27 protein-coding genes are annotated in these 25,080 nt (G+C 70.6%); 14 read left to right on the top strand and 13 right to left on the bottom strand.

Translation table 11 applies throughout. The annotated features are described in order from the left end of the window. Positions 1-621: amidinotransferase (locus VGL85_RS21050; RefSeq protein ID WP_331590997.1), on the top strand; the 621-nt coding region annotated here is incomplete at its 5' end. A gap of 13 nt (positions 622-634) precedes the next feature. Further along, on the top strand, positions 635-1,867 hold the full coding sequence (gene rocD, locus VGL85_RS21055; protein ID WP_331590998.1) for an ornithine--oxo-acid transaminase: 1,233 nt from the start codon (positions 635-637) through the stop codon (positions 1,865-1,867). Between the two features lie 124 nt (positions 1,868-1,991). Here the strand turns inward: rocD and VGL85_RS21060 are convergent, their stop codons facing one another. From VGL85_RS21060 to VGL85_RS21070, 3 genes are all read right to left on the bottom strand, one after another. Continuing rightward, positions 1,992-4,106 (bottom strand): PQQ-dependent dehydrogenase, methanol/ethanol family, encoded by a 2,115-nt coding sequence (locus tag VGL85_RS21060; protein ID WP_331590999.1) that lies wholly within the window; start codon positions 4,104-4,106, stop codon positions 1,992-1,994. A 54-nt stretch (positions 4,107-4,160) separates the two neighbouring features. Then, complete coding sequence (locus tag VGL85_RS21065) at positions 4,161-4,853, bottom strand: metal-dependent hydrolase (RefSeq protein WP_331591000.1); 693 nt, start codon at positions 4,851-4,853, stop codon at positions 4,161-4,163. 108 nt (positions 4,854-4,961) lie between these two features. Then, positions 4,962-6,983, bottom strand: a complete 2,022-nt coding sequence (locus tag VGL85_RS21070; protein ID WP_331591001.1) for an acyltransferase family protein — start codon at positions 6,981-6,983, stop codon at positions 4,962-4,964. Between the two features lie 139 nt (positions 6,984-7,122). Here VGL85_RS21070 and VGL85_RS21075 point away from each other — a divergent pair, with 139 nt between their 5' ends. From VGL85_RS21075 to VGL85_RS21110, 8 genes are all read left to right on the top strand, one after another. Further along, complete coding sequence (locus VGL85_RS21075; RefSeq protein ID WP_331591002.1) at positions 7,123-7,494, top strand: BlaI/MecI/CopY family transcriptional regulator; 372 nt, start codon at positions 7,123-7,125, stop codon at positions 7,492-7,494. Then, positions 7,484-8,422, top strand: coding sequence for a M56 family metallopeptidase (locus tag VGL85_RS21080; protein WP_331591003.1), 939 nt, complete (start codon positions 7,484-7,486; stop codon positions 8,420-8,422). The genes VGL85_RS21075 and VGL85_RS21080 overlap by 11 nt, the downstream gene beginning before the upstream one ends. Before the next feature lie 12 nt (positions 8,423-8,434). Further along, positions 8,435-8,977, top strand: a complete 543-nt coding sequence (locus tag VGL85_RS21085; protein WP_331591004.1) for a hypothetical protein — start codon at positions 8,435-8,437, stop codon at positions 8,975-8,977. A 120-nt stretch (positions 8,978-9,097) separates the two neighbouring features. After that, positions 9,098-10,000, top strand: a complete 903-nt coding sequence (locus VGL85_RS21090) for a hypothetical protein (protein WP_331591005.1) — start codon at positions 9,098-9,100, stop codon at positions 9,998-10,000. Positions 10,001-10,110: 110 nt separating this feature from the next. Beyond that, positions 10,111-11,625, top strand: a complete 1,515-nt coding sequence (locus tag VGL85_RS21095) for a sigma-54 dependent transcriptional regulator (protein ID WP_331591006.1) — start codon at positions 10,111-10,113, stop codon at positions 11,623-11,625. Then, the gene (locus VGL85_RS21100; protein WP_331591007.1) at positions 11,597-11,752 is read left to right on the top strand and encodes a hypothetical protein; all 156 of its coding nucleotides are present in this window, start codon (positions 11,597-11,599) and stop codon (positions 11,750-11,752) included. Before VGL85_RS21095 ends, VGL85_RS21100 begins: the two co-directional genes overlap by 29 nt. A 111-nt stretch (positions 11,753-11,863) precedes the next feature. Beyond that, entirely contained in the window at positions 11,864-12,742 is an 879-nt protein-coding gene (locus tag VGL85_RS21105) for a dienelactone hydrolase family protein (RefSeq protein ID WP_331591008.1), read from the top strand. Positions 12,743-12,895: 153 nt separating this feature from the next. Beyond that, positions 12,896-13,594: a PEPxxWA-CTERM sorting domain-containing protein gene (locus VGL85_RS21110; protein WP_331591009.1), complete on the top strand. Its 699-nt coding sequence runs from the start codon at positions 12,896-12,898 to the stop codon at positions 13,592-13,594. Positions 13,595-13,662: 68 nt separating this feature from the next. Here the strand turns inward: VGL85_RS21110 and VGL85_RS21115 are convergent, their stop codons facing one another. Beyond that, complete coding sequence (locus tag VGL85_RS21115; protein ID WP_331591010.1) at positions 13,663-14,391, bottom strand: hypothetical protein; 729 nt, start codon at positions 14,389-14,391, stop codon at positions 13,663-13,665. Further along, entirely contained in the window at positions 14,388-15,305 is a 918-nt protein-coding gene (locus tag VGL85_RS21120) for an aminotransferase class IV (RefSeq protein ID WP_331591011.1), read from the bottom strand. Before VGL85_RS21120 ends, VGL85_RS21115 begins: the two co-directional genes overlap by 4 nt. A 250-nt stretch (positions 15,306-15,555) precedes the next feature. Here VGL85_RS21120 and VGL85_RS21125 point away from each other — a divergent pair, with 250 nt between their 5' ends. Together VGL85_RS21125 and VGL85_RS21130 are read left to right on the top strand one after the other, a co-directional pair. Beyond that, positions 15,556-16,767: a Xaa-Pro peptidase family protein gene (locus tag VGL85_RS21125; RefSeq protein ID WP_331591013.1), complete on the top strand. Its 1,212-nt coding sequence runs from the start codon at positions 15,556-15,558 to the stop codon at positions 16,765-16,767. 7 nt (positions 16,768-16,774) lie between these two features. After that, complete coding sequence (locus tag VGL85_RS21130) at positions 16,775-17,164, top strand: GFA family protein (protein WP_331591014.1); 390 nt, start codon at positions 16,775-16,777, stop codon at positions 17,162-17,164. Positions 17,165-17,196: 32 nt separating this feature from the next. Here VGL85_RS21130 and VGL85_RS21135 read toward each other — a convergent pair whose 3' ends face one another. After that, complete coding sequence (locus VGL85_RS21135) at positions 17,197-18,069, bottom strand: bifunctional regulator KidO (protein ID WP_331591015.1); 873 nt, start codon at positions 18,067-18,069, stop codon at positions 17,197-17,199. A 96-nt stretch (positions 18,070-18,165) separates the two neighbouring features. On the opposite strand from VGL85_RS21135, the gene VGL85_RS21140 reads away from it, so the two are divergent. Next, positions 18,166-19,170 (top strand): XdhC family protein, encoded by a 1,005-nt coding sequence (locus tag VGL85_RS21140; protein ID WP_331591016.1) that lies wholly within the window; start codon positions 18,166-18,168, stop codon positions 19,168-19,170. On the opposite strand, the gene glp is transcribed toward VGL85_RS21140, so the two are convergent. The 6 genes from glp to moaA form a co-directional block, all read right to left on the bottom strand. Beyond that, the gene (gene glp / locus VGL85_RS21145; RefSeq protein ID WP_331591017.1) at positions 19,116-20,306 is read right to left on the bottom strand and encodes a gephyrin-like molybdotransferase Glp; all 1,191 of its coding nucleotides are present in this window, start codon (positions 20,304-20,306) and stop codon (positions 19,116-19,118) included. The two genes, VGL85_RS21140 and glp, sit on opposite strands and share 55 nt — an antisense overlap. Before the next feature lie 159 nt (positions 20,307-20,465). Beyond that, a complete protein-coding gene (moaC, locus tag VGL85_RS21150) occupies positions 20,466-20,936 on the bottom strand; it encodes a cyclic pyranopterin monophosphate synthase MoaC (RefSeq protein ID WP_331591018.1) in 471 nt (156 codons plus the stop codon). Between the two features lie 13 nt (positions 20,937-20,949). Beyond that, positions 20,950-21,498 carry a molybdenum cofactor biosynthesis protein B gene (moaB, locus tag VGL85_RS21155; protein ID WP_331591019.1) on the bottom strand — a complete coding sequence of 183 codons (549 nt, stop codon included), beginning with the start codon at positions 21,496-21,498 and terminating at the stop codon, positions 20,950-20,952. 1 nt (position 21,499) lies between these two features. After that, entirely contained in the window at positions 21,500-21,979 is a 480-nt protein-coding gene (locus VGL85_RS21160; RefSeq protein WP_331591020.1) for a molybdenum cofactor biosynthesis protein MoaE, read from the bottom strand. Further along, positions 21,980-22,219: a MoaD/ThiS family protein gene (locus VGL85_RS21165; protein WP_331591021.1), complete on the bottom strand. Its 240-nt coding sequence runs from the start codon at positions 22,217-22,219 to the stop codon at positions 21,980-21,982. It lies immediately after the preceding gene. Positions 22,220-22,221: 2 nt separating this feature from the next. Next, positions 22,222-23,250, bottom strand: coding sequence for a GTP 3',8-cyclase MoaA (gene moaA / locus VGL85_RS21170; RefSeq protein ID WP_331591022.1), 1,029 nt, complete (start codon positions 23,248-23,250; stop codon positions 22,222-22,224). Positions 23,251-23,279: 29 nt separating this feature from the next. Between moaA and VGL85_RS21175 the strand changes: the two genes are divergently transcribed. Continuing rightward, a complete protein-coding gene (locus VGL85_RS21175; RefSeq protein ID WP_331591023.1) occupies positions 23,280-23,870 on the top strand; it encodes a nucleotidyltransferase family protein in 591 nt (196 codons plus the stop codon). On the opposite strand, the gene proB is transcribed toward VGL85_RS21175, so the two are convergent. Next, positions 23,861-25,003: a glutamate 5-kinase gene (gene proB, locus VGL85_RS21180; RefSeq protein WP_331591024.1), complete on the bottom strand. Its 1,143-nt coding sequence runs from the start codon at positions 25,001-25,003 to the stop codon at positions 23,861-23,863. The genes VGL85_RS21175 and proB overlap by 10 nt on opposite strands. Positions 25,004-25,080 lie beyond the last annotated feature (77 nt).

Genomic DNA, 25,080 nt, shown 5'->3' on the forward strand with positions numbered 1-25,080 from the left:
GCCCGCTTCCGCCATCCGGAGCGGCAGGGCGAGGAGGCCGTGTTCCGCGCGGTGTTCGCCCGCCTGAAGGCGCGCGGCCTTGTCCGCGAGATCGTCGATCTGCCCGACGGCGTGCTGCAGGAAGGCGCGGGCGACGCCATCTGGGACGCTCGGCGCGGGCATTTCTGGGCCGGCTTCGGACCGCGATCCTCCAGGGCCTCGGTCGGCGTGATCCGCCGGGTCTTCGGCCAGGCGGTCGTGGGCCTGAAGCTCGCCTCGGACCGCTTCTACCACCTGGACACCGGCTTCTGTCCCTTGAGCAGCGGGGAAGTCCTCTACTTCCCGGACGCCTTCACGCCTCAGGCGCTGGCGGCCATCCACGCCCACGTCGCGCCCGCCGACCGCATCGAGGCCACGGCGGAGGAAGCCGCCGCCTTCTGCGTCAACGCGGTGAACCTCGACGGGCGCCTGCTCATGGCCCGCGCCCCGGCCAGCCTGCGCGGCAAGCTGGAGGCCCGCGGCTACCGGCTCACGGAGATCGACCTTTCGCCCTTCGTCCTGTCCGGCGGGGCCGCCTACTGCATGACCCTGCGCCTCGATCGGGTGAGCGATCCCAACCCCGCCATCCTGGCCGCCGAATAGAGGAGCCCGCCTCATGAACGACATCGACCCCATGGATTTCAGGCATCGCCCCGGCTCCGCCGACCTGATCGCGCTGGAGGGCCTGTACGGCGCGAAGAACTACAAGCCGCTGGACGTGGTGCTGACCCGTGGGCAAGGCGTCTTCGTCTGGGACGTGGACGGCAACCGCTACCTCGACTGCCTGTCGGCCTATTCGGCGGTGAACCAGGGCCACTGCCACCCGAAGATCCTGGCCGCCATGGTCGAGCAGGCCGGGCGGCTGACGCTGACCTCGCGCGCGTTCCGCAACGACCAGCTCGCGCCCTTCTACGAAGAGCTCTGCGCGCTGACCGGCAGCCACAAGGTGCTGCCGATGAATTCCGGCGCCGAGGCGGTGGAGAGCGCCATCAAGGTCGCCCGCAAGTGGGGCTATGAGGTCAAGGGCGTGCCGGACGGGCAGGCCGAGATCGTGGTCGCCGCCGACAACTTCCACGGCCGCACCGTGGCCATCGTGGGCTTCTCCACCGATCCGACGTCGCGCGGGCATTTCGGCCCGTTCGCGCCGGGCTTCCGCACCGTCCCCTACGGCGACGCCGCGGCGCTGGAGGCGGCGATCGGGCCGAACACCGTGGCCGTGCTGCTCGAGCCGATCCAGGGCGAGGCGGGCGTGATCATCCCGCCGCCCGGATACCTCAAGCGGGCGCGCGAGCTCTGCACCGAGAAGAACGCCATCCTGATCCTGGACGAGATCCAGACGGGCCTGGGCCGCACCGGCAAGCTGCTGGCCGAGGCGCACGAGGGGATCGAGGCGGACCTGACCCTGATCGGCAAGGCCCTGTCGGGCGGTTTCTATCCGGTCTCCGCCGTGCTCTCGAACAGCGAGGTGATGGACGTGCTGCACCCCGGCGAGCATGGCTCGACCTTCGGCGGCAATCCGCTGGCCTGCGCCGTGGCGCGGGCGGCGCTGAGGGTGCTGACGGACGAGGGTATGATCGAGAACGCCGCCCGGATTGGCGCGCGCCTGCACGCCTCGCTTGAGTCCATCCGCGCCGATAGCGTCAAGGCGGTGCGCGGCCGCGGCCTGATGCTGGCCGTCGAGCTGCACCCCGAGGCCGGGGGCGCGCGCCGCGTCTGCGAGGGGCTGCAGGCCCGCGGCCTGCTGGCCAAGGAGACCCATGCCAACACCATCCGCATCGCCCCGCCGCTGATCCTCACCGACCACCAGGCCGACTGGATCGCCGAGCAGTTCGAGGCGGCGCTTCGCTAAGCTATTGACCGTCATGGCCGGGCTTGTCCCGGCCACCCATACACACCACCGCTTTAGGCGATCCCGCGACGACAGCGTCTATGGGTCCCCGGCACAAGGCCGGGGATGACGTCTCAAGAGAGAATTACTTCCCCGCCGAAGCCCCCGCCACCGGCAGCGGCTCGCCCTTGCCCTGGGAGATCAGGAAGGCGCGCACGTCCTCCACATCCTTGGGCGTCAGGAACTTGGCGAAACTCACCATGCCGTTGTGGGCGCGCACCCCCTGGAGGACCACCGAGTTGAAGTCGTCCGGGGTGGTGATCATCGGCGAACGCTTCAGGTCCGGCAGCCAGGAGCCGGTGGCGTTGGTGCCGTGGCAGACGCCGCAGTTCTCGTTGAACACCGCATAGCCGTGCGCCTTGTCGCCGGTGGTGGTGACCTTGCTGAGGTCGATGGTGGGCTGGGCCGGCAGGACGAAATCCTTGGCCTTGGCCGTGCCGCCAAGCTTGAAGACCAGCAGCCGTCCCGGCAGGCGCGGCCGAGTCGGCATGAAGGCCGGCGCCGAGATCTGGCCGCCGCCGCCGGCGCCCACCATCAGGGCCACATACTGCTCGCCGTTCAGCTCATAGGTCATCGGCGGGGCGATCACCCCATTGCCGGTCTGATAGGACCAGAGCTGTTTGCCGGTGCTGGCGTCGTAGGCGTAGAACTGCCCCTCCGCCGCGCCCTGGAAGACCAGGCCGCCGCCGGTGGACAGCACGCCGGCGTTCCAGAAATAGGGGTGCTCCACGCTCCAGACCGCCTTCTGGGCCACCGGGTCCCAGGCGATCAGATAGCCCTTGTAGGAGGCCGCCGTCTGCTTGGCCTGCTCGGGCGTCATCGGCCCGGCGTTGGCCAGCGTATTGATGCCCAGGTTCCAGGCGCCGGCCTTGTAGCCGAAGGTCTTGGCGCCCTGATAGGCGAAGGGGTCGGACTGGGCCGGGATATAGACCAGGCCGGTCTTCGGGCTGAACGACATCGGGTGCCAGTTGTGGGCGCCCAGCGGGCCCGGCTGCTGCAGGTCGACGCTGCCGTTCTTGTAGCGGGCCTGGGGGTTCTCGATCGGCCGGCCGGTGGCGATGTCGATGCCCTTGGCCCAGGTCACCGGCACATAGTTCTTGGCTGAGAGCAGCTTCCCGTTGGTGCGGTCCAGCACGTAGAAGAAGCCGTTCTTCGGCGCCTGCATCAGCACCTTCTTGACCTGACCGTCGATCTTCAGGTCGGCCAGGATCATCGGCTGCACGGCCGAATAGTCCCAGCTCTCGCCAGGGTTCACCTGGTAGTGCCATGCGTATTCGCCGGTGTCGGCGTTGATCGCCACGATGGACGACAGGAACAGGTTGTCGCCCTTGCCGCCGGAGCGGACCTCCTGGTCCCAGGGCGTGCCGTTGTCGACGCCGAAGTAGATCAGGTTGAGCTCGGGATCGTAGACGATGGCGTCCCAGACCGTGCCGCCGCCGCCGACCGTCTTCCACTGGCCGTCGGGCCAGGTGGCCATGGCCTTTTCCTTCAGCGCCTTGTCGGAGGGCTCGCCGTCCGGCGTCCCGGTGGCGTTGGGCAAGGTGTAGAAGCGCCACAGCTTCTTGCCGGTCGCCGCGTCATAGGCCGCCAGGAAGCCGCGCACGCCGTATTCGGCGCCGGATTCGCCGATCAGCACCTTGTCCTTCACGACCCGGGGCGCCTGGGTGATGGTGAAGGGCTTCTTCGGGTCGCCCACCTGCTGCTGCCAGACGACGTGGCCGTCCTTGGCGTCCAGCGCGATCAGGCGCGCGTCCATGGTGCCGACGTAGACCTTGCCCTTCCAGATCGCGACGCCGCGGTTGACCACGTCGCAGCAGGCGTCGAAGCCCTTGGCCCCGTCCACCTTGGGGTCGAAGGCCCAGAGCTGCTTGCCGGTGGCGGCGTCGAAGGCATAGACCTTCGACCAGGCTGTCGTGGTGTAGAGCACTCCGTCGACCATCAGCGGCGTCGCTTCCTGGCCGCGGTCGGTGTCGAACTGGGCGTACCAGGCCAGGCCCAGCTGGCCGACGTTGGTCGTGTTGACCTTGTCCAGGGGCGAGAAACGCTGCTCGGAGTAGCCCTTGCCGTAGGAGACCCACTCGGTGTTGGTGTCGCGGTCGGCGGCGGCGATACGCGCGCCGTCCACATTGGCGACCGGCTTCTGGCAGGCCGCCACGGTCGCGGCCAGCGCCAGGGCCAGCCCGAGCTTGATGATCTTCATGAACGCCTCTCCCGACGGCCGTAGACCTCGGCCTTGGCGGCACTATGCGCGGTCTTAAGACGCGGGCAAGCGCTCCGGCGCCTGAGGCCGAACCGATGGCCCGCGTTCAACCAGCCAGGCGACCAGGGCCACGGCCCCATAGCCCAGCAGCGCCAGGCCGCCCGTCTGCATCCGGTTGACCGCGCCCGGCGAGCCCCCTTCCGGCGAGCTCATGGCGTAGATCTGCAGGGCGACCAGGACGGTGAGGAAGGCGGCGGCCGGCCAGGCCGGGCGGCCGTCGCGCAACCGCCAGGCGGTCCAGAAGACGCCGGTGACCGCCAGCAGGCCGATCTCCACCGCCTGCTCTGCGACCGGTGAATTCCAAAGGCCCAGGCCCACCTTCGGCCCGTTCGGCCACAACAGCAGGTCCGGCCGATGGACCAGGAGATCCGCCAGCCAGTGGGAGAAGACCGCCAGGCCGATGAACGCCGCCGCGCGCCACGGGACGCGGAGCGCGAACCGCGCCAGCAGCGCACCCGCCACCGACCAGGCCAACGATCCCGGCAGGCTGTGGGTCCAGGGCATGTCGTAGAGCACCAGCGGCGAGCCCGGCAGGCTGGGGTCGATGCTGGCCTTCTCCGCGCCGGTCATGATCAGGCCGGCCCAGCCCAGGTCCAGGAACTGGCAGGCGATGGCGTAGGACCAGAGCGGCGCGCGCGGCTCGGCGGACTTGGCGGCAAGCGCCGCGGCGTAGTGGCCTGCGAACATGAGATCCCCTCGGTTGCGACGTCCCAGGGGTAGCTCACGCTTGTCGACCGGGCGACGCCCACGCCCGTGGGCCAGCCATTCAGTTTTGCATGGCCTGCCGGGTCGCCATCACGGCCTGCCCGCCAGGGCGTCGTCCAGCCAGCCGGGGACCAACATCCGCGCCCCGGTGGCGCTCAGATGGTCGGCGTCGAAATAGAGGATCTTGCGCTGCAGGACAGTGACGCAGGTCTGCCGGGCGCAGAGCCGCTGCGCCGGATAGACCGGCTTCACCTCAGGCGCGCGCGCCAGGGCGGCGGCGATCTCCGCCTCGGCCGCCCGGGCGCGGATCATCGGCAGACGGGCCGGCGCATCCCAGCAACGCTGCTCGGCGCCGCCGAGGTGGCGGGCCATGGCGATGCAGTCGGGCGGCGAGAAGGTGAGCTCCGGAACCGGGCCGACCAGCAGGATCTGCGCCTTGGTCCCGGTGGCGGCCAGCGTGGCCAGGGTCCGGCGCAGCGCCTCGTCCAGCGGATAGATCCGATCGCCGGCCGCGCCGGCGTCGAACATCCGGATCGGCGGATTGTGCGGGTCGTACTTGGGCGCGTCGCCGTTGTAGATCGGCCAGCGGGCCGAAAGCACGATCAGCTTCAACTTCGGATCCTGGGCGATCTCCGCCAGCGCCTGGCGATTGCTTTCGGCGCAGCCGGGCAGCGCGCCGAAGCGAACCCGGGTCGTGCGGGCGTCGACCAGCGGCGGGCAGCCGCCGTGGGTCGCCTCGCGCACGCTCCAGCCCTTGGCCTGCGCCCAGGCGACCACCCCGGGCGTGATGGCGTCGGCATGGCTGTCGCCCCAGACCAGGACGTCATAATCCGTGGCGTTCGGCGCGGCGCCATAGCGGCACCCGACCGGCGCGACGCCCTTGATCTGGGTGAAGCATTCCACGCGGCGCGGATTGATGTCGGTCCCGGCGAAGGCGGCGGCGCGGCGCACGGCCGGCGACAGCCGCTGCGGCAGTCCGCCGGTGGCGAGGATCAGGCCGCCCAGGGCCACGAACAGCAGCAGGGGCGAGAGCGTGAGCGCCAGCGCCCGGCCGGGCGCCTGCGGCATGGGACGTCCGCGCCAGGGCTGCTCCACGAAGCGCCAGCTCAGCCAGGCGAGGCCGGCGCTGACGGCGGCGAGACCCAGGGCTTCGGCGGGGGCCAGATCGCGCTGCAGGGCGGCCCTGGCCAGCACCAGCACGGGCCAGTGCCAGAGGTAGAACGAGTAGGAGATCAGCCCGATGCCCACCACCGGGCGGCTTTCGAGGACGCCGGTCGCCGCGGGCCTGGCGGAAAGCCCGCTCCAGATCACCAGCGCCGTCCCCAGGCAGGCGGGCAGCGCGGTCAGGCCCGGGAAGGGCGCCGTATCGCTCAGCAGGGCGACCGAACCCAGGATCAGGGCGAGGCCCAGCCCGCCGGCGAGGTTGGCGGCCGCAGGCCCGCGCGGCGGCGGCGCAAGGCCCAGCGCCAGCACGCCGCCCATCAGGAACTCCCAGGCCCGGGTCGGCAGCATGAAGAAGGCGAAGGTCTCCCGCCCGCCGGCCACCAGGACCTGGGCGAGCGCCAGCAGCGCCAGCATCAGCACGACGGCCACCCCGGCCCGCGCCCGCCGCAGCACGCCGATCGACAGCAGCGCCACCAGCAGCGGCCAGACCAGGTAGAACTGCTCCTCCACGCCCAGGGACCAGAGGTGCAGCAGGGGGTTCGTCTGGCTGCCCGGCGCGAAATAGCCGAAGCTGAAGAGCCCCAGGACGTTGGTGAGGAACAGGCCCGATGCGCTCAGCGCCCAGCCGACGGGCGCCAGGGCCTGCGGCAGGAGGATCGCCAGGGCGGCCGCGGCGGTGGCGGCCAGCGCCACCAGATAGGCCGGGACGATCCGCCGGGCGCGGCGCAGATAGAAGCCGCGGTAGGAAAAGCGGCCTTCGTCGCGGCCTCGCGCAATGATGCCGGTGATCAGGAAGCCGGAGATCACGAAGAAGACGTCGACGCCGACAAAGCCGCCGCGAACCCATCCGGGAACCGCGTGATAGGCCACGATAGCCAGCACCGCGATGGCGCGCAGACCGTCGATGTCGCGCCGATGCTGCGCCTGCCCACCTGTTTCCACGGCCATTTCCGCCCCCTGGAACTACGTGTGTAAATTCCTTTCGAAGGAGCGCGAACCGCGATCGACTGTCAATCTCTGGTGAAGCCGGCTTGACGAGAAATTTTACGGGTGTAACCGTGGGCCGAAAATCACGGATGTAAGACCCATGGCTCGAATCTCGGCGGCGGAAAGCCAGGTGATGGAGACGGTGTGGGGCAAGGGTCCGCTCGCCGCCGACGAGATCGTGGCCGAGGTCGGGGCCCCACAAGGTTGGGGCGAAGCCACCGTGAAAACCCTGATCAACCGCCTGTTGAAGAAGAAGGCGCTGGTTTCCGAGCGCCTGGAGGGGCGCACCCGCTATCGCGCCCTGGTCACCCGCGAGGACTATGTGCAGGGCGAGAGCCAGGGCCTGCTGGACCGCCTGTTCGGCGGCGAGCTCGCCCCGCTCGTCGCCCACTACGCCAAGCACCGCAACCTCTCCGCCGGCGAGGTCGCGCGGCTGAAAAGGCTCATCGCGGAGCTCGACGATGGCGAATGAGGTTCTGATCGTCCTCATCCATTTCAACCTGGCCGCCGCGGCGGCGACGCTGGCGGTGCTGCTCGCGCGCCGGCCGATCCGCGAACGCTTCGGGGCCGAGGTCGCCTACCGCCTGTGGATCGGCGTCCCGATTGCCGCCCTGGCCGCCCTCATGCCGCCGGCGCAGGCCACCCGCATCGTGCCGCCGGGCCTGGGGCCGCACTTCGATCCGATCTGGACCGCCAGCCAGGACCTCGCCCATGCGCCGGCCGGGACCTTGCTCGCCCTGTGGCTGGCCGGCGCCGTGATCGCCATCCTGATCCTGGCGGCCTGCCAGATGCGGTTCCTGGCGGCCGCCCGGCGCGGCGTGGCCGGACCCGCCGTCGCCGGCGTGGTGGCGCCGCGGGTGATCATGCCCGCCGACGCCGAGGCCCTGTTCACGCCGGAGGAACGGACCCTGATCCGCGCCCACGAGCGGACCCATATCGACCGCGGCGACCCGCTGACCAACGGCATCATCGCGCTGGCCCAATGCCTGTTCTGGTTCAATCCCATGGCCCACCTGGCGGCTCGCACCGCGCGCCTGGACCAGGAGCTGGCCTGCGACGCCCAGGTGCTGGCCCACCGCGCCGGCCAGCGCCGCCGCTATGCCGAGACCCTGCTGAAGACCCAGCTCGGCGGCGTGGCCGCGCCGTTGGGCTGCCACTGGCTGGCTGGGACCGCCAGCCACCCGCTGGAGCAGCGCATCCAGGCGCTGCGCCAGCCCGCGCCGGACTTCAAGCGCCAGGACCATGGGGCGATCGCGCTGCTCTGCGCCCTGGCCATCGCCGCCTACGGCGCCTGGCGCGCCCAGCCGTCGGCGGTGGCCGTGGGCATGGCGCCCGACCCGACGCCGCCGGTGGAGACGCACCACATGCAGGCGATCATCATCCCGCCGGTCCGGCTCTAGGAGCCGAGGGCCGTGACCCCGGCCGATCGGCGATGGCTGCAGGCGGCCGCCGGCGCCGCGGGCCTGATCGTTGGCCTGGCCGCCTGCCACGCCGCGCCCTCCACATCCGACGAGCTGATCGCCCGGCAGAAGGCCCTCGACCCGCCTCAGCTGTGGCTGGCGCAGGTGCTGGGCGAGGGCGGCAAGGTGAAGGGCTCGGTGTTCATCTGCGCCGACGGCGGCATGCGCGAGGCCTTCACCCGCGCCCGGGCGGAGGTGAACGGCCAGCCCTGCGTCGACGCCACCTCGCCGCGCATCAAGCCGAACGGCTGGCGGCTGCGATGCACGGCGCACGGCCGCTCGTTCAGCGTCAGCTCCGTCACCGTGGGCGACCTGCAGCAGGACTTCCTGGTGGACTTCGCCCTGACCGAACAGGTCTACTTCGGCGGCGACGATGCGCCGACGCCCCAGTCGGTGCGCCAGATCCGCCGCTTCCGCCACGTCGGCGCCTGCCCGCTGGGCTGGCGGATCGGCGACCAGGCAAGGCCCGGCCGGCGGCCGCACAGCGCCGTCTAGCGCAGGACGCGATCCCGGCCGGCCCAGGCCGTGCGAGCACGCTCGCCCCATGAACCTTGAGGCTTCTCGGGGATTTAGCTCCGGTCAGCCGTTGGCGCGCCGTGAGGAGAGGCGGGTCCCATGTCCAAGAGGATTCGGTCCGGGAGGAATCTGTCCAGGAGTCTTGGCAGGGGCGCTCTGATCACCGCGGGCCTCAGCCTCGGCCTGGCGGGCGTCGCGCAGGCGCAGCTGAAGCCCGGCTCACAATCGGGCCTCGGCCTGACGGGCGCGGACATCCCGCCGATCCTGCAGCAGATCCGCGCCGACCCCTACCGCATGCCGGCCGCGCCCGTCTGCGCCTCCATCGACCAGGAGATGGCGCAGCTCGACACGGTGATGGGCCCCGACGTCGACAAGCTGAAGACCGACCGCAGCGTCGCCGACCGCGCGGCCGGCTACATCCGCGGCATGATCCCCTATCGCGGCGTGGTGCGGTTCCTGACCCGGGCCGATTCCAAGGACCGTGAGCTGCAGGCCGCGGCCAGCGCCGGCTATGCGCGGCGCGGCTTCCTGCACGGCCTCAAGGCGCAGAACCATTGCGACGGCGCGAGCGCCGACACTCGGGTCGCGGCCGTGGACAAGACCAGCCCGCCCGCCCGCCCGGCGACGGCCGCCCCGGCAGAGGTGCGGCTTGCGGCCGCAGACGCCCCGAGCGTCGACCTGCACGGCGCCGACGCCAGCGCCCGCGCGCCCGATCCCCAGGCGCGGATCGCCGCCGCCGACGCGCGGGTCGCCGAAGCCGACGCCAAGGTGGCCGAAACCGACGCCAGGGTGCGGGCTGTCCCCGTCGCCGACCGCGCGCCGGCCTCGGGCGAACGCCTCAGCGACGAGATGCTGAACGGACCGGCCCCCGATGCGCCGCCGCCCGCTGCGCCCGCCGCCGTGCGCCCGGCGAGCGCCCACGTGGTCTACCAGCTGATCGACACCACCTCGGGCCGGCCCATCGTGCCCGACCCGCCCGGGTCCGGACCCGGTGGGCGTTAACGCCTGAATAGGGTCTCCGAAACCCGTCCTTTACGCCTGCCCTGTATCAATTCGTGACAACAGGAGCCTGGGTCCCATGAGGCGCAGGCCGGTTTCGGTGGGTGTCTCAAATGGCTAAAACGGTCCTCGTCGTCGACGACGATCCGACACAACGTCGGCTGATCCAGGCAGTCCTGGAACGCGAAGGCTTTGCGGTCGCCCACGCCGAGAGCGGCGACGCGGCGATCGCCTACCTGACGTCCGGGGCCGCCGCCGACGTCATCCTGCTCGACATGGTCATGCCCGGCATCTCGGGCCGGGATGCGCTGGTCGAGATGCGCGCGCGCAGCTTCAACCAGCCGGTGATCGTGGTCACCGCCACCGGCGGCGTCGACACCATCGTGGCGGCCATGCAGGCCGGGGCCATGGACTTCCTGGTCAAGCCCGCCGCGCCCGAACGCATCATCGTCTCGATCCGCAACGCGCTCTCCATGGGCGACCTCAAGGGCGAGGTCGACCGGCTGAAGAAGCACGCCTCGCACCGGACCGGCTTTTCCGACCTGATCGGCTCATCGCCCGCCATGACCATGGTCAAGCGGCTGGGCGAGCGGGCGGCCAAGTCGGCCATCCCGATCCTGATCACCGGCGAAAGCGGCGTCGGCAAGGAAGTCATCGCGCGTGCGGTTCACGGCTCGTCCGAGCGGGCCGGCAAGCCCTTCGTGGCGGTCAACTGCGGCGCGATCCCCGAGAACCTCGTGGAGTCGATCCTGTTCGGCCACGAGAAGGGCAGCTTCACCGGCGCCCACGAGAAGCACCTGGGCAAGTTCCAGGAGGCCAACGGCGGCACCCTGTTCCTCGACGAGGTCGGCGAGCTGCCGCTGGACGTCCAGGTCAAGCTGCTGCGCGCCCTGCAGGAGAGCGAGATCGACCCGGTGGGCGGCAAGCGCCCGATCAAGGTCGATGTGCGCATCGTCTCGGCCACCAACCGCGACCTGAGCCTGGCGGTGAAGGACGGCCGCTTCCGCGAGGACCTGTTCTATCGCCTGAACGTCTTCCCGATCGAGGCGCCGGCGCTGCGCGAGCGCAAGGAAGACGTGCCGGCCCTGGTCGAGGCCTTCGTCCGCCGGTTCAACGTCGAAGAGGGCAAGTCGGTGGTGGGCGCGACGCCCGAGACGCTCGCCTGCCTCAGCGCCTTCGACTGGCCGGGCAATGTTCGCCAGCTGGAGAACGCGGTCTATCGCGCCATCGTGCTGGCCGACGCGCCCTATCTGCAGCCGCACGACTTCCCGGCGATCAGCGGCGTGGCCCCGCCCGCCCCGGCCGAGGGGGCGCCGCCCGTGACCTCATCGACGGCGGCGGCGCTGATCGCCCTGCCGGAGCTGCCGCAGGCCGTGCCCGTGCGCATCCTCGACGAGCGTGGCCACCTGCGCACCCTGGAGGAGATCGAGCGCGACCTCATCCAGCTCGCCATCGAGATCTACGCCGGCCACATGAGCGAGGTGGCCCGCCGCCTCGGCATCGGCCGCTCGACCCTCTACCGCAAGGTCCGAGAACAGGGCCTGGAAGACGTGATCCGGGGCGGCGAGGCCGCAGGCGACGACATCACAGGGGACGTCCATGAAGATCCCGACGCGCAAGTGGCCTAAGGCCTACCTTCGCAAGGCCGCCCCGACGACGGCGCCGAGCGCCTCGCGTGACGGCCGTTCGCGCGACGAGCGGCTGGCCGACCTGCTGCGGCTGGCCAAGCCGGCCCCGAGGCCGCAGGCGTCCTGAAGCGGCTGAACCCGCGCTCACGATCGCTCTAACCGCTTCCCTGGCGGAAATATCGCCGTAACATTGGCGCCGACCCTTCGCACCCAAGACGAAGGCAAGGGAGGCAGCACTATGTGCGACGACGAAATCCATCAGTTCGAAGGCACGATCCGCGTACCGGAACTCCCGCTGTCCCGCCGCGCGTTCGGCGTGTCGGCCGCGGCCGCCGCCAGCCTGGCGGCCACCATGGCCCACGCCGAGGCGACGGTCACGGAGAAGGACGTCAGCATCAAGACCCGCGACGGGACCTGCGACGCGGCCCTGTTCTATCCGCAGGGCAAGGGCAAGTGGCCCGCGGTGCTGGTCTGGACCGACATCATGGGGCTGCGCCCGGTGTTCCGCGACATGGGCCGCCGCCTCGCCGCCCAGGGCTATGTGGTGCTGGTGCCGAATCCCTTCTACCGCAAGGCCCCGGCGACCGAGACAGTCAAGCTCGACTTCTCCAAGCCTGACGAGCGGGCGCAGCTCATGCCGATGGCCCAGAGCATCGGCGCGCCGGGCGCGGTGGAGAGCGACGCCACCACCTTCCTGGCCTACCTCGACGGCCTGCCGCAGACCGATAAGAAGAAGGGCGCCGGAACCCAGGGCTACTGCATGGGCGGCCCGCTGGTCTATCGCACCGCCGCGGTGGTCCCCGACCGCATCAGGGCCGCGGTCACCTGCCATGGCGGCGGCCTGGTCACCAAGACCGACGCCAGCCCGCACCTCTTGATCCCCAAGATGAAGGCCGAGGTCTATTCGGCGGTGGCGGCCAACGACGACCAGCGCTCGCCCACCGACAAGGACGTGCTGAAGAAGTCTTTCGCCGACGCCGGCAAGACGGCGCGCGTGGAAGTCTACGACGGCTGCAACCACGGTTGGTGCGTCAAGGGCAGCGCCGTCTACAACGAAGCCGGCGCCGAGCGGGCGTGGAGCGAACTCTCCAACCTCTACAAGAAAAAGCTGGTCTGAGGGCCTAGACCCCTCACGGGCGGCCATAATTCGCCTGTGAGGGGAATTGCGAGCACAACCAAAGCTTTAGGTTGTTCTTTCCGTCACATAAAAGGTTAATAAGGATTACGCGCCGCAGTCCGCGGCGCCTTTTGTGTGAGTGGGGGAATTCCAATGTTCAAACGCGTTCTAGGCGCGGCTGCCCTCGCAGCCGCGGCAGGTCTGGTTGCGGCCTCGTCCGCCCAGGCCTCGTCTGTCACTGTGCTCGACACCCAGTTGGCCGCTCCTGGCGTCTACCGGGGTATCGGCAATTTCAATACGGGCTACGCCGTGACCACGGACAGTCTCGGAGTCGAGATCGGCCTGAAGTCGAAGATCAACAGAGATCCGAACGACACGGTCCAGCCGGTGGGCGATGTCTATTCCTTCGACCTCGGCGAGAAGGTCAACATCGACTATTCGGTCAATCCTGATTTCACCGGGACCGAGGTCGATATCTCGCAAGCGATAGCCTCCATCACGATCCTCAACCTGAGGACCGGAACCTCGGCCACCTTCAATCCGGAGACCTTCGGCGGCGACGCTTCCTTCGGTTCGACCGTGATTCCGGGCCATGACGCCGACGGCGGCTATCAGAACAGCGAGCAGTTGGGCTTTTTCCCCGCGGCCGCCTTCAGCCTCACGACCAACGACACCTACGACGTCACCCTGAGCCTCAGCGGCTTGCCGAACGGTGACACCATCTCGGTGGAGAACGTGGTGAAGTACGGCACCGGCGCGATCCCGGAACCGGCGTCCTGGGCGCTGATGCTCCTGGGCTTCGGCAGCGCGGGCGCTCTGCTCCGCCGTCGCCGCCAGGCCGTCGCGGCCTGAGCCGAACCGACAGTTCACATACGGGAGAAGCCGCCTCCGGGCGGCTTCTTTCGTTTCTAGGCCGTTCCTCAGGCTTTCAGGCGATGCGCCGCCAGGGCCTCGTAGTGCGGCCGCGCGGCGTCGGCGATGCGCGCCAGCTCGTCGGGCAGCGGCGCGGCCGCCGGCCGTTCGGGCGCTGCGAAGCCGATGGAGCGCTCCACGGCCTCGTACCAGGCCGGCGCCCAGACGCCGTCGCTGTCGCGGCGGCCCGCCGGCCAGCCCAGCATCTCCTGCCGGAACGGGATGTCGAGCGCTGCGCAGAGCGCGCCCAGAGCTCCGCGCGGGTCGGCCAGGACGTCTGCGCCTTCCACCACCGGCGGCGCGCGGCCCAGGCGATCGGCCTCACGGTCGAACAGTTCACGCTGGCGCACCACGCCGATGTCCTCGAGGCTGACCTCGGCCCGCTTCTTCACATAGGACGCCAGCACCTGCGCCGGGTCGCGGATCAGGAAGGCGTTCACGCACGAGGCCGCCCAGTCCAGGCCGAAGCCCGGCAGCATGTGGTGGGTCATGTGCTTCTGATAGAAGACCGGCGCGGGCTGGTCGCTCGCTAGCCCCTCGGCGACCACGCGCCAATCGGTCGGCTGAGAGGCCAGCACGACCTCGCGCATCGGATGGTCGATCCCGGTCTCGGCCAGGTAGGCGGCGTAGAACGGCTCGTCGACCACCGCGCAGTCCGGCCGGTTCTCGAACGAGCGCATCATCGCCGTGGAGATGTTGCGCGGCCCCGACCACATGGCGATGCGCGCCACACTCATCCGGCCGCGCCCGCGTCGGCGTCCTTCAGCGCCTCGTAGAGCGCCCGCAGCCGGGTGGTCAGCGGCCCCGGCAGGGCGGCCGGCAGCACACGGCCATCCACCTCGCGCACCGGCGTCAGCCCGCCAAAGGTGCCGGTGACGAAGGCCTCCTCGGCGGCGTGCAGATCCTCCAGCGGGAAGTGGTCGAGCTCGATCGGGATGGCGTTGTCGCGGCAGAGCTGGATGACATTGCCGCGGGTCACCCCATTGAAGCAGAACTGCCCCGTCGAGGTCCTGACCGTCCCGTTCCGCACCCAGAACAGGTTGGTGGCGTTGCAGCTGGAGACGTGGCCGCCGGGATCGAGCATCACCGCCTCGTCGGCCCCGACCTTGATGGCGTCCAGCAGGGCGGTGACCAGCGCCAGGCGCGAGTGCGAATTGATCCGCATGTCGAACATCTCGGCCGGCGTGCAGCGGATCTGCGACGTCCCCAGCGACAGGCCCCGGGTGACGATCTGCTCGGAGGGCTGTTTGTATTCCGCCGTGATCACCAGGGTCGGCTTGCCCAGCCAGTTGCGCGGATCCTGGTTGACGGCCTTCTTCTCGCCGCGCGTCACCATCAGGCGCAGGTGCGCGCCATGCTCCATCCGGTTGGCGTTGAGCAGCTTCCAGATCTCGGCAGTCAACCGTTCGGGCGTGAGGCCCAGGTCGAGCTGGATCTTCGCAAGGCCCCAATAGAGCCGGTCGAGGTGCGCCTGGAGGAACAAGAGCCCGCCCTTATGCAGGCGGATGCCCTCCCAGACGCCGTCGCCCAGCACGAAGCCGGCGTCGAAGATCGACACCTTCGCTTCGGCGCGGCGGACCAGATCGCCGTTGAGGTAGATCCTGAGGTCCGCGTTGCGCGGGTCGACGGCGAAGTCCTGGCTTCCGGGCATGGAGAAGTTCTAAGCGCTTCGACCCTGGCCGTGAAAGGGCGAAAGCCCGGCATCCCTCGGGATGCTGTTGCTGCTTAACGCCATGGGTGATTGCGAGCTTGGCGTCTCCGGCAAGTCAAGGACGCGGCTCCGACGCGCCGCGAAGCGGCTGGCTTCGCCAGTCCTTGAGTTGTCGGAGACGCCAAGCAAATCTGACCGCCATGGATTTAAGGCGCAGTCGGTCAAGCTGCGTGGGATCGGGAGTTCGATGATGAGCAACGGTATCGGCGGATCGACGGCGGAAGCCGAGCTGGCCCAACTCAAGCCCTGGTCCAATCCGGCGCCGGCGATCACCGCCGCCGAGCGTGGGGAGCGCCTGGCCAAGGCCCGGCGGCTGATGGTCGAGATGGGCGCCGACGCCCTGATCGTCGGCGCGGGACCCTCGCTGCGCTATTTCGCGGGCGTCGGCTGGAACCCCACCGAGCGGCTGGTCGCCATGGTGCTGCCGCGCGAAGGCCGCCCAATGATGATCTGCCCGAGATTCGAACTGGGTTCGCTTGAGGCCTCGCTCGGGATCGAGGCCGAGATCGCGCTCTGGGAAGAGCACGAGAGCCCCTATGCGCTGACCGCCCGGGTGCTGGCGAACCTGGTCGCCAGGAGCGTGGCCGTCGATCCCGCCCTGCCCTTCTTCGTCACCGACGGCCTGCGATTGGCCGCGCCGGACGTAGCGATGGCGAACGGCGCGCCGGTCGTCGACGGCTGCCGGATGATCAAGTCGCCGGCGGAACTGGCGCTGATGAGCCAGGCCAAGGCCATGACGCTCGAGGTCCACCGCCGCGCCGCCCGCATCCTGGCGCCTGGGATCACCACCACGGCGGTGAAGCGCTTCATCGACCAGGCGCATCGGGCGCTGGGCGCCGACGACGGCAGCTCCTTCTGCGCCGTGCAGTTCGGCGTGGCCTCGGCCTATCCGCACGGCCTGCCGGGCGAGCAGAAGCTGGTCGACGGCGACCTCGTGCTGATCGACACCGGCTGCAAGGTCCAGGGCTACAACTCCGATATCACCCGCACCTATGTCTTCGGAACGCCCAGTCCCGAGCATCGCCGGGTCTGGGAGATCGAGAAGCGCGCCCAGGCCGCCGCCTTTGCCGCCGTGAAGCCGGGCGTGCCGTGCGAGGAGATCGATGCGGTGGCCCGCCGCGTGCTGGAAGAGGCCGGCTTCGGCCCGGACTACGAGCTGCCGGGCCTGCCACACCGCACCGGCCACGGCGTCGGGCTTTCGATCCACGAAGCGCCCTATCTTGTGCGCGGCGACCGGACCCCCTTGGCCCCCGGCATGTGCTTCTCCAACGAGCCGATGATCGTCATTCCCGAAGCCTTCGGCGTGCGCCTGGAAGACCACTTCCATGTCACCGAAGACGGCGCGGCCTGGTTCACTGAGCCGCAGCCCAGCCTGGACGAGCCGTTCAGGCCGTCGAACTGAACCCGCCATGGACGGGACCTGTCATTGTGGCGCGCTGGGCTGGCGGTTCGAGGGCGCGCCGAAATCGGCGACATCCTGCAACTGCAGCATCTGCCGACGGCACGGCGCGCTCTGGGCCTATGGCTTCGACGGCGAGGATTTCACGGTCTCGGGCGAGACGGCGGCCTACATCTGGAATCGCGAGTGGCTCGCGTTCCACTTCTGCGCCCGTTGCGCGTGCGTGGTCGCGTGGCTGGCCACCAGCCCCGGCCAGGATGGACGCCGCTATGGCGCGGTGAACCTGCGTTGCGTCGTCGATCCGGACGCGGTGGCCGCCGTTCCGATCGTCCACCACGACACCGTCACCATGAGCGACCTGCCCCTCGACGGGCGATGCGTTGCAGACGTGTGGTTCTGAATGGGGACTGGACGCGCCCCGGCTGGACGCCCCTAGGCCGCCGCCCAGGCGCGCGGGTCGAGCGCGTCGGGATCGTCCAGCGCCATCTCGTCCCAGTCGAGGTCCGGCGGCGGGCTCATGGCGGCGGCGATCACAGCCGACATCTCGGCGGCCGAGGCGACGGCCACCAGGACACAGGAGGCTTCCGGCCGCGACAGGGCGAAGCCCAGGGCGGCCTGCAGCGGATCGGAACGGCCCTCGGCGATCAGCCGCCGCGCGCGGCTGATCCGCCCGGCTGCGGCCTTCAGATGGTTCGGCGCGCGGTCCGGCGGCAGGAACAGCAGGCCGTTCAGGAACAGCGAACGCAGCTGCACCTCGATCCCCATGCCGGCCAGCTGGGACAGGGTGCCATCGATCAGCAGGCGCTGGTCGAGCAGCGACGCCGGCGCCTGGACCAGGTCCGGCTTGAACCGCTTGGCCAGGCCCACCGGATCGTCGGAGGCATAGACCGAGACGCCGATCTTCTTGGTCAGGCCCTCGTCGCGCAGCTTCTTCAGCCGGTCCCACAGCTCCGGGCCATGATGCGAGAACAGGTCGGTGGCCGAGGGGGCCAGGATGGCGTCGACCGACTGGACGCCCAGACGCTTCAGCTGGGCGCGGACCTCGGCCTCGGCCAGGTCGGCGCCGCGGTCGGGGCGCACGGTGGTGACGGTGAGCTTGAACGGCTGCGGCTTCGGCAATACCTGCCCAAGCGTGATCTCGGCGGCGGCGGGATGGCGGCCCACCTCCAGCACCGGCAGGCCGGAGCGGGCGGCGATGGCGAGGATCTCGCGCGCTTCCTGGTCGCGCGGGCGCCCGCGGCCTGGCTGCTGGTCCAGACCGAACTGTCCGGAGCCAAGGCCAAGTTTGCTGAGGGGCGACGTCATAAGCGCGGGGCGACTCAAGGAGCTTCCAACAGGCGGGGATGTTGGGCCTATGATGCCTAAGAAGGCGTATCCGAGACCTTTCCAGAGGGTAAATTCTTGAGCGAGCGGGAGCCGCTGCCAGACTGGCCGCTGTTCGGCATGACGGGCGACGTGCGCCCGGCGCTGAAGGCCGCGCGCGCGGCGGGCGGGCCCCTGGTGCTGGCCACCCTGATCTCGGTGGAGGGCGGCGGCCCCCGTCCCGAGGGGACACAGATGGTGTTCGCGCCCCATGCCGGCGAGCCGGCGATCACCTCGGGCTATTTCTCCGGCGGGTGCGTGGAGGGCGATGTGGCCGACCACGCCTTCGCCTGTCTCCGCGACGGGAGCCCACGCACCCTGGTCTATGGCGAAGGCAGCCCCTGGCCGGACATCCGCCTGCTGTGCGGGGCGCGGATCGAGATCTTCCTGGAGCGGGTGGAGGGTGGTGACCCGGCGCTTTCCGAATTGCTGGCCGCCTTCGACGAGCGCCGGCCGGTGGTCTGGGTCAGCGACGGGGTGATCCGCGAGTGCGCGCCAGACCTGTCGCCCTGGCCCGAAGCGCGGGTCGTGCGCCATCACGAGCCGACACCACGGCTCATCGTGGTCGGCGGCGATCCCACGGCGCTCGCCATCGCCCAGCTGGGCGCCCAGGCGGAGCTGGAGACCACGCTGGTGCGGCCCAAGGGCCCGGCCGCCCCGCCGCCGATCCCGGGGATCGCCTACAGCCGCGCCGAGCCCGCCGAGGCCTTCGCCACCATCGGCGTCGATCCCTGGACCTCGATCGCCATCGCCACCCACGACCTGGAGATCGACCGCGCCGCCCTGCGCGCCGCCCTGCCATCGGCCGCCGCCTATGTGGGCCTCCTGGGCGCGAAGAAGCGGGTGGCGGAGCGACTGGCGCCATTGCGGGCCGACGGCGCGCCGGAGCATCTGTTCGCCAAGCTGCACGCCCCCATCGGCCTCGACATCGGCGGCAAGGCGCCCTGGGAGGTGGCGATCTCGGTGATCGGCGAGATCACAGCCCTGCGCTATGCGCGGATGAGCGGCAGCACCTCGACCACGGCGCCGGCCTCGGCGGCCTGAGCGCCCGCCAACCGGCGCAGCAGGGCGTCGGACGCGGCGAAGACGCTGACCAGGGATGAGTCCTGGTCGCGGTAGGGCGCGACCGTCACCTCGCCGTCCGCGTAGGCGAGCCTGGCCCGCATCCAGTGTTCGCGCGACCCGTTGGCCGGCAGCGGCTGGGCGAGCCGGGCGGCGATGGTCACCGGCTCGGTCGGCGCGCCCTGGTAGGCGGCCAGGATGGGCCTCAGGAACATCTCGGCGCAGACGAAGGCCGAGGCGGGATTGCCCGGCAGGCCCAGGAGCCGGCGGCCGTCACCCAGCACCCCGAAGAAGGTCGGCTTGCCCGGCCGGACGTTGACGCTTTCCACCCGCAGCGCCAGGCCCAGCGCTTCGCCCGCCGCGCGCACCAGGTCGTGGTCGCCCACCGAGGCGCCGCCAACCGTCACCACGAGGTCGCCGTCCGCGCCCTTCAGCGCCGTGACCACCGCCTCGAGCTCGTCGCGCACCGGCCGGACGCGCACCGGGACGCCGCCCCAGCCCTCGATCATCGCCGCCAGGGCCGGAACGCCGGAATCGTAGATCTGGAAGCGGCCGGGCTTGGCCGGCGCCTCGACGATCTCCTCGCCGGTGGACAGCAGGGCCACGCGCGGGCGGCGCGCCACCGCAACCTCCGCCCGTCCGGCCGAAGCCGCCAGCGACAGCCGCCAGGGATCGATCCGCGTCCCCTTCGCCGCCAGCACCGCGCCCGCGACGAAGTCGCCGCCGGCCGGGCGGACGAAGGTCCCGGCATCGACGGCCGGCACGCGCACGCCCTGGCCGTCGCGGGCGGCGTCCTCCTGGATGACGATGGCGTCGCAGTCCGCAGGGAGCGCGGCGCCGGTGAAGATACGCACGGCCTCGCCCGCGCCCACCGCGCCCTCGAAGCCGTGGCCCGCGGCGCTCTCGCCGACGATCCTCAAGGTTCCCGGGCAATCGCCCGAGCGCACCGCCCAGCCGTCCATGGCCGAGGCGTCGAACGGCGGCTGGTCGCGCACGGCGGCCACGTCGTGCGCCAACACCCGGCCGATCGCCTGGGCGAGCGGGACCGTCTCCGCCGCCAGCGGCGCGATTTCGGCCAGCATGCGTGAACGTGCTTCGTCCACGGGAAGGAGTTTCATTCCTTGCTCCGATTATCCCCGCGAAAGCGGGGACCCAGGCTTTTTGAACCACGGAATTCACGGAAGAGCACGGAAGGCGCGGACGTTTTCCGTGAATTCCGTGTCCTCCGTGGTTTGAACGAAAAACACCTGGGCCCCCGCCTCCGCGGGGAATGCGGTCTAGGGGGCGGAGAAGTCCCCGCCCTTGCCCCCGGTCTTGGAGACCAGGCGCACGGCTTCGATCACCATGTCCTTCTGGGCGGCCTTCAGCATGTCGTAGAGCGTGAGGCAGGCGACCGAGGCCGCCGTCAGGGCCTCCATCTCCACGCCGGTCGGGCCGGTGGTCTTCACCCGCGCGGTGACGGTGAGCCCGCCATCGGCGGCGGCGACCCGAACCTCGACCTTCGACAGCGCCAGCGGATGGCACATGGGGATCAGGTCGGCGGTCTTCTTGGCGGCCATCACCCCGGCCAGCTCCGCCACCGCGAACACGTCGCCCTTGGCGCCCGCGCCGGAGGTAGCCAGCGCCAGGGTCTGCGGCGCCATGCGCAGGAAGCCTTCAGCCACCGCCTCGCGCGCCGTCGCCGGCTTGCCCGAGACATCGACCATCCGAGCGCGGCCGGCTTCGTCCAGGTGGCTGAGCTTGCTCATGGTTCGAGACGCCTCATTGCTCGAGCAGCCTGGGCATCAGCTCGACCATGTTGCAGGGCCCGTGGCGGCTGTCGAGCTGGGGCGAGATCACCTTGTCCCAGCCGTCCTTCACCGCCCCGTTGGAGCCCGGCAGGCAGAAGACGAAGACGCCTTTCACGATGCCCGCCGTGGCGCGCGACTGCAGGGTGGAAAGGCCGACGGTCTGATAGCTCACCATGTGGAAGACCACCGAGAAGCCGTCGAGCTTCTTGTCGAACAGCGGCTCGACCGCCTCGGGCGTCACGTCGCGGCCGGTGATCCCGGTGCCGCCGGTGGTGACGATGGCTTCGATGAAGCCGGAGGCCGCCCAGGCTTCGATCTTCCCGCGGATCTCATCCACCGAGTCGCGGACGATGGCGCGGTCGGCGAGCTCGTGGCCGGCCTCGGTGACCCGCGCGGCCAGGATGTTTCCGGACGTGTCGCTTTCGGCGTCGCGGGTGTCGGAGATGGTCAACACCGCCACGCGCACCGACTTCAGCGTCCTGGTCGCGTCGATCTTGCCACCGGGGGTGAGCGCGTTCACGTCAGGTCTCCTTGTCCCAGCGGGAAATGTCGGCGTGGTCTTCGGCCCGCGGCTCGATCCAGCGGGCGCCGTCCGGGCCATGTTCCTTCTTCCAGAAGGGCGCGCGGGACTTCAAGTAGTCCATCAGGTAGTCGCAGGCCTCGAAGGCCGCGCGACGGTGGCGCGCCGCCGTCGCCACGAACACCACCGGCTCGCCGGGCGCCATCCTGCCCACGCGGTGGACGATGGCGAGATCGAGCAGATCGAAGCGCGCGCGAGCCGCCTGGGCGAACTCGCCGATCCGCGCCTCGGTGAAGCCGGGATAGGCCTCCAGCTCCAGGCTCTGGGTCGCGCCGCCATCGGCGCGGGCGAGGCCCGTGAAGGTGGCCACGGCCCCGACCTCGGCCCGATCCTTCGCGAACCCGGCAAGCTCCGCGCCCGGGTCGAACGCTTGGTCGGTGAGGCGGACCTGCCCTCCGCAGCCTTGGCGAAGGAGGGTCATCTAGCCCCCGCTCATCGGTGGCAGGAAGGCGACTTCGGACTTCGCCGTCAGGCTCGCGTCGCCGCGCACGATCGCCTGGTCCAGCGCCACCTGGATTCCCTTGCCGGCCAGCGCCTGGCCTAGGGCCTCGTCTTCCGCGGCCAGGAGGTCGCGCAGCGTACGGATCGATATGCAGTCCACCTGCCGTTCACGCCATCCGGCCACGTCGGCCAGCCGCCCGAACAGCAGCACCCGGGCCATGGTCAGCCGCCCGTGGTGGACATGTGCCGCGCCACCGCCGGCGGGGCGGCGCGGGCGATGTGGAAATCGTGGCCCTTGGGCTTGGCGTCCACCGCAGCGCGGATCGCGGCGACCAGATCGGCGTCCGAGGCGCCGGCGCGCAGCACAGCGCGTAGATCGGCGGCGTCCTCGCGCCCCAGGCAGGTGTGCAGGGTCCCGGTGCAGGTCAGCCGCACCCGGTTGCAGGCCTCGCAGAAATTGTGGCTGAGCGGGGTGATGAAGCCCAGCCGCCCGCCGGTCTCCTGCACCGCCACATAGCGGGCTGGGCCGCCGGTGGAGAGCGGCAGGTCGGCGAGCGTCCAGAAGCTCTCCAGCCCGCGGCGAACTTCGGCCAGCGAGATGAATTCGGCGGTGCGGTCGACGTCGACCTCGCCCATCGGCATGGTCTCGATCAGGGTGATGTCCATGCCCCGTCCGTGGGCCCAGGTCACCAGCTCGGGAATCTCCGCGGCGTTGTCGCCCTTGAGCGCCACGGCGTTGATCTTCAGTTTCAGACCGACCGCCTGGGCCGCATCGATGCCAGCCAGCACCTTGGAAAGGTCGCCGCCGCGGGTCAGGGTGCGGAACAGATCCGGCTTCAGGGTGTCCAGCGAGACGTTGACCCGCCGGACGCCGGCGGCGGCCAGCGCGCCGGCGAATTCCGCCAGCCGCGTGCCGTTGGTGGTGAGCGTGATCTCGTCGAGCGCGCCGGTCTTCAGATGCCGGCCCAGGTTCTCGACCAGGCCCAGGACGCCCTTGCGCATCAGGGGCTCGCCGCCGGTGATCCGCAGCTTCCTCACCCCCAGCCCCACGAAGGCGCTGGCGATGCGGTCCAGCTCCTCCAGCGTCAGCACCTCGGCCTTCGGCAGGAAGGTCATGTGCTCGCTCATGCAGTAGACACAGCGCAGGTCGCAGCGGTCGGTGACCGACACCCGCAGATAGGTCACCTGCCGCCCGAAGGCGTCGACCAGTGCGTTCTGGCCTTGCGGCGAGGAGGCGTCATAGGGCGTCATGCGGCTGTAAACATAGAGAGGAAGCGGCCTTGGCGACAGGTCCCGTGTTGGAGGCTGTGGTTCTGGCCGCCGGTTCGGGCTCGCGGTTCGGCGGCGGCAAGCTGACCGCCGCCTGGGGTCCCGGCGTGCTGCTGCAGGGCGCGCTGGCCGCCGCCTTCGCCGCGCCGGCGCGCAGCGTGACCGTGGTGATCGGCGCGGACGCCCAGGCGGTGGCGGCGGTCGCGCGATCCTTCGACCCCCGAGTGCTGGTCGTGCATGCGCCTGACCACGCCGAGGGCATGGCGGCCTCGTTGCGGGTCGGCATCGCCAGCCTGCCGGCCGACGCCGGCGGCGCCTTCGTCTTCCTGGGCGACATGCCGCGCGTGCCGACCGTGGTGCTCGGGCGAATGGCTGCAGCCCTAGCGGCCGGCGCGCTGGCGGCGGCGCCAGTGTTCCAGGGCCGGCGCGGCAATCCGGTGCTGCTGGACCGGACCCTGTTCCCCGACCTCATCGGCCTTTCCGGCGACGCCGGAGCGCGCGGCGTGCTGCAGGGCCTGGGCGATCGCCTGGCGCTGGTGGAGAGTCCCGACGACGGGGTGCTGTTCGACGTGGATACGCCGGGCGATCTCTCTCAGGCCTGAGCGGAATGGGCCGCCAGCGCCAGGTCGTCCGCATGCACCAGGGGCCCTGAGGTGTAGCCGAGCGCCGCCTCGATCGCCCCGCTTTTCAGGCCCAGGATGCGCACCGCGTCCTCGGCCTCATAGCGCACCAGGCCCCGGGCGATCTCGTGGCCGGCCTCATCGCGGATCACCACCGCGTCGCCCTTGTCGAAGCGGCCCTCGGCGCGGCGTACGCCGGCCGCCAGCAGGCTCTTGCCTCGCCGCACCGCCTCGGCCGCGCCGGCGTCCACCACCAGCACGCCGGCCGGGGCCAGCGAGCCGGCGATCCAGGCCTTGTAGGCGGCTGCCGGCGTGGTGGACGGCCCGATCAAGGTGGCGCGCTCTCCGTCCTCCACAGCCTGCAGCGGTGAGGGCCGCGAGCCCAGGGTGATCACCGTGCCGCAGCCGGCGGCGCTGGCGATCCGCGCGGCGGCGAGCTTGGTGGCCATGCCGCCGGTGCCCACGCCGTCGTCCAGGTTCGCGCCGCCGGCCATGGCCTCGACCTCGCGGGTCAGGCGCGCCACGCGAGGCAAATGCTCCGCTGACGGATCATGCCGAGGATCGGCGGTGTAGAGGCCATCCACGTCGGACAGCAGAACCAGCAGGTCGGCGCCGATCATCTGGGCCACGCGGGCGGCCAGGCGGTCGTTGTCGCCATAGCGGATTTCTTCGGTCACCACGGTGTCGTTCTCATTGACCACCGGGACCACGCCGAGGGCCAGCAGGGTCTCTACGGTGGCCCGGGCGTTCAGCCAGCGGCGGCGGACCTCGGTGTCGTCGCGGGTCAGTAGCACCTGGGCGGCGGCGATTCCGTGCGGCTCCAGCGCCTCCTCCCAGGCGCGCATCAGGCCGGACTGGCCGGCTGCGGCGGCGGCCTGTTTCTCGGGGAGAGTCAAAGCCCTACGGCCCAGCGCCAGGCGCCGGCGGCCCAGGGCGACGGCGCCGGAGGAGACCACCAGCACCTGCTGGCCCCGGGCGCGCAGGCGGGCCACATCGGCGGCGAAGGCGGCCACCCAATGGGCGTCGGCGCCGTCCGGTCCCACCAGGAGCGAGGAGCCGACCTTGACGACGATCCGCTTGGCGGCCGCCCAATTCCCCGAGAGGGGATCGGTCACGGCGCCCAATCCTCGGGGGCTTGGCCGCTGGCTTCCAAGGCGTCAGCGGCTTCCTCGCCCTTCCGTTCACGGACGAG

It is taken from the genome of Phenylobacterium sp., assembly GCF_036501465.1.
In the GTDB taxonomy this organism is placed as follows: Bacteria; Pseudomonadota; Alphaproteobacteria; order Caulobacterales; family Caulobacteraceae; genus Phenylobacterium.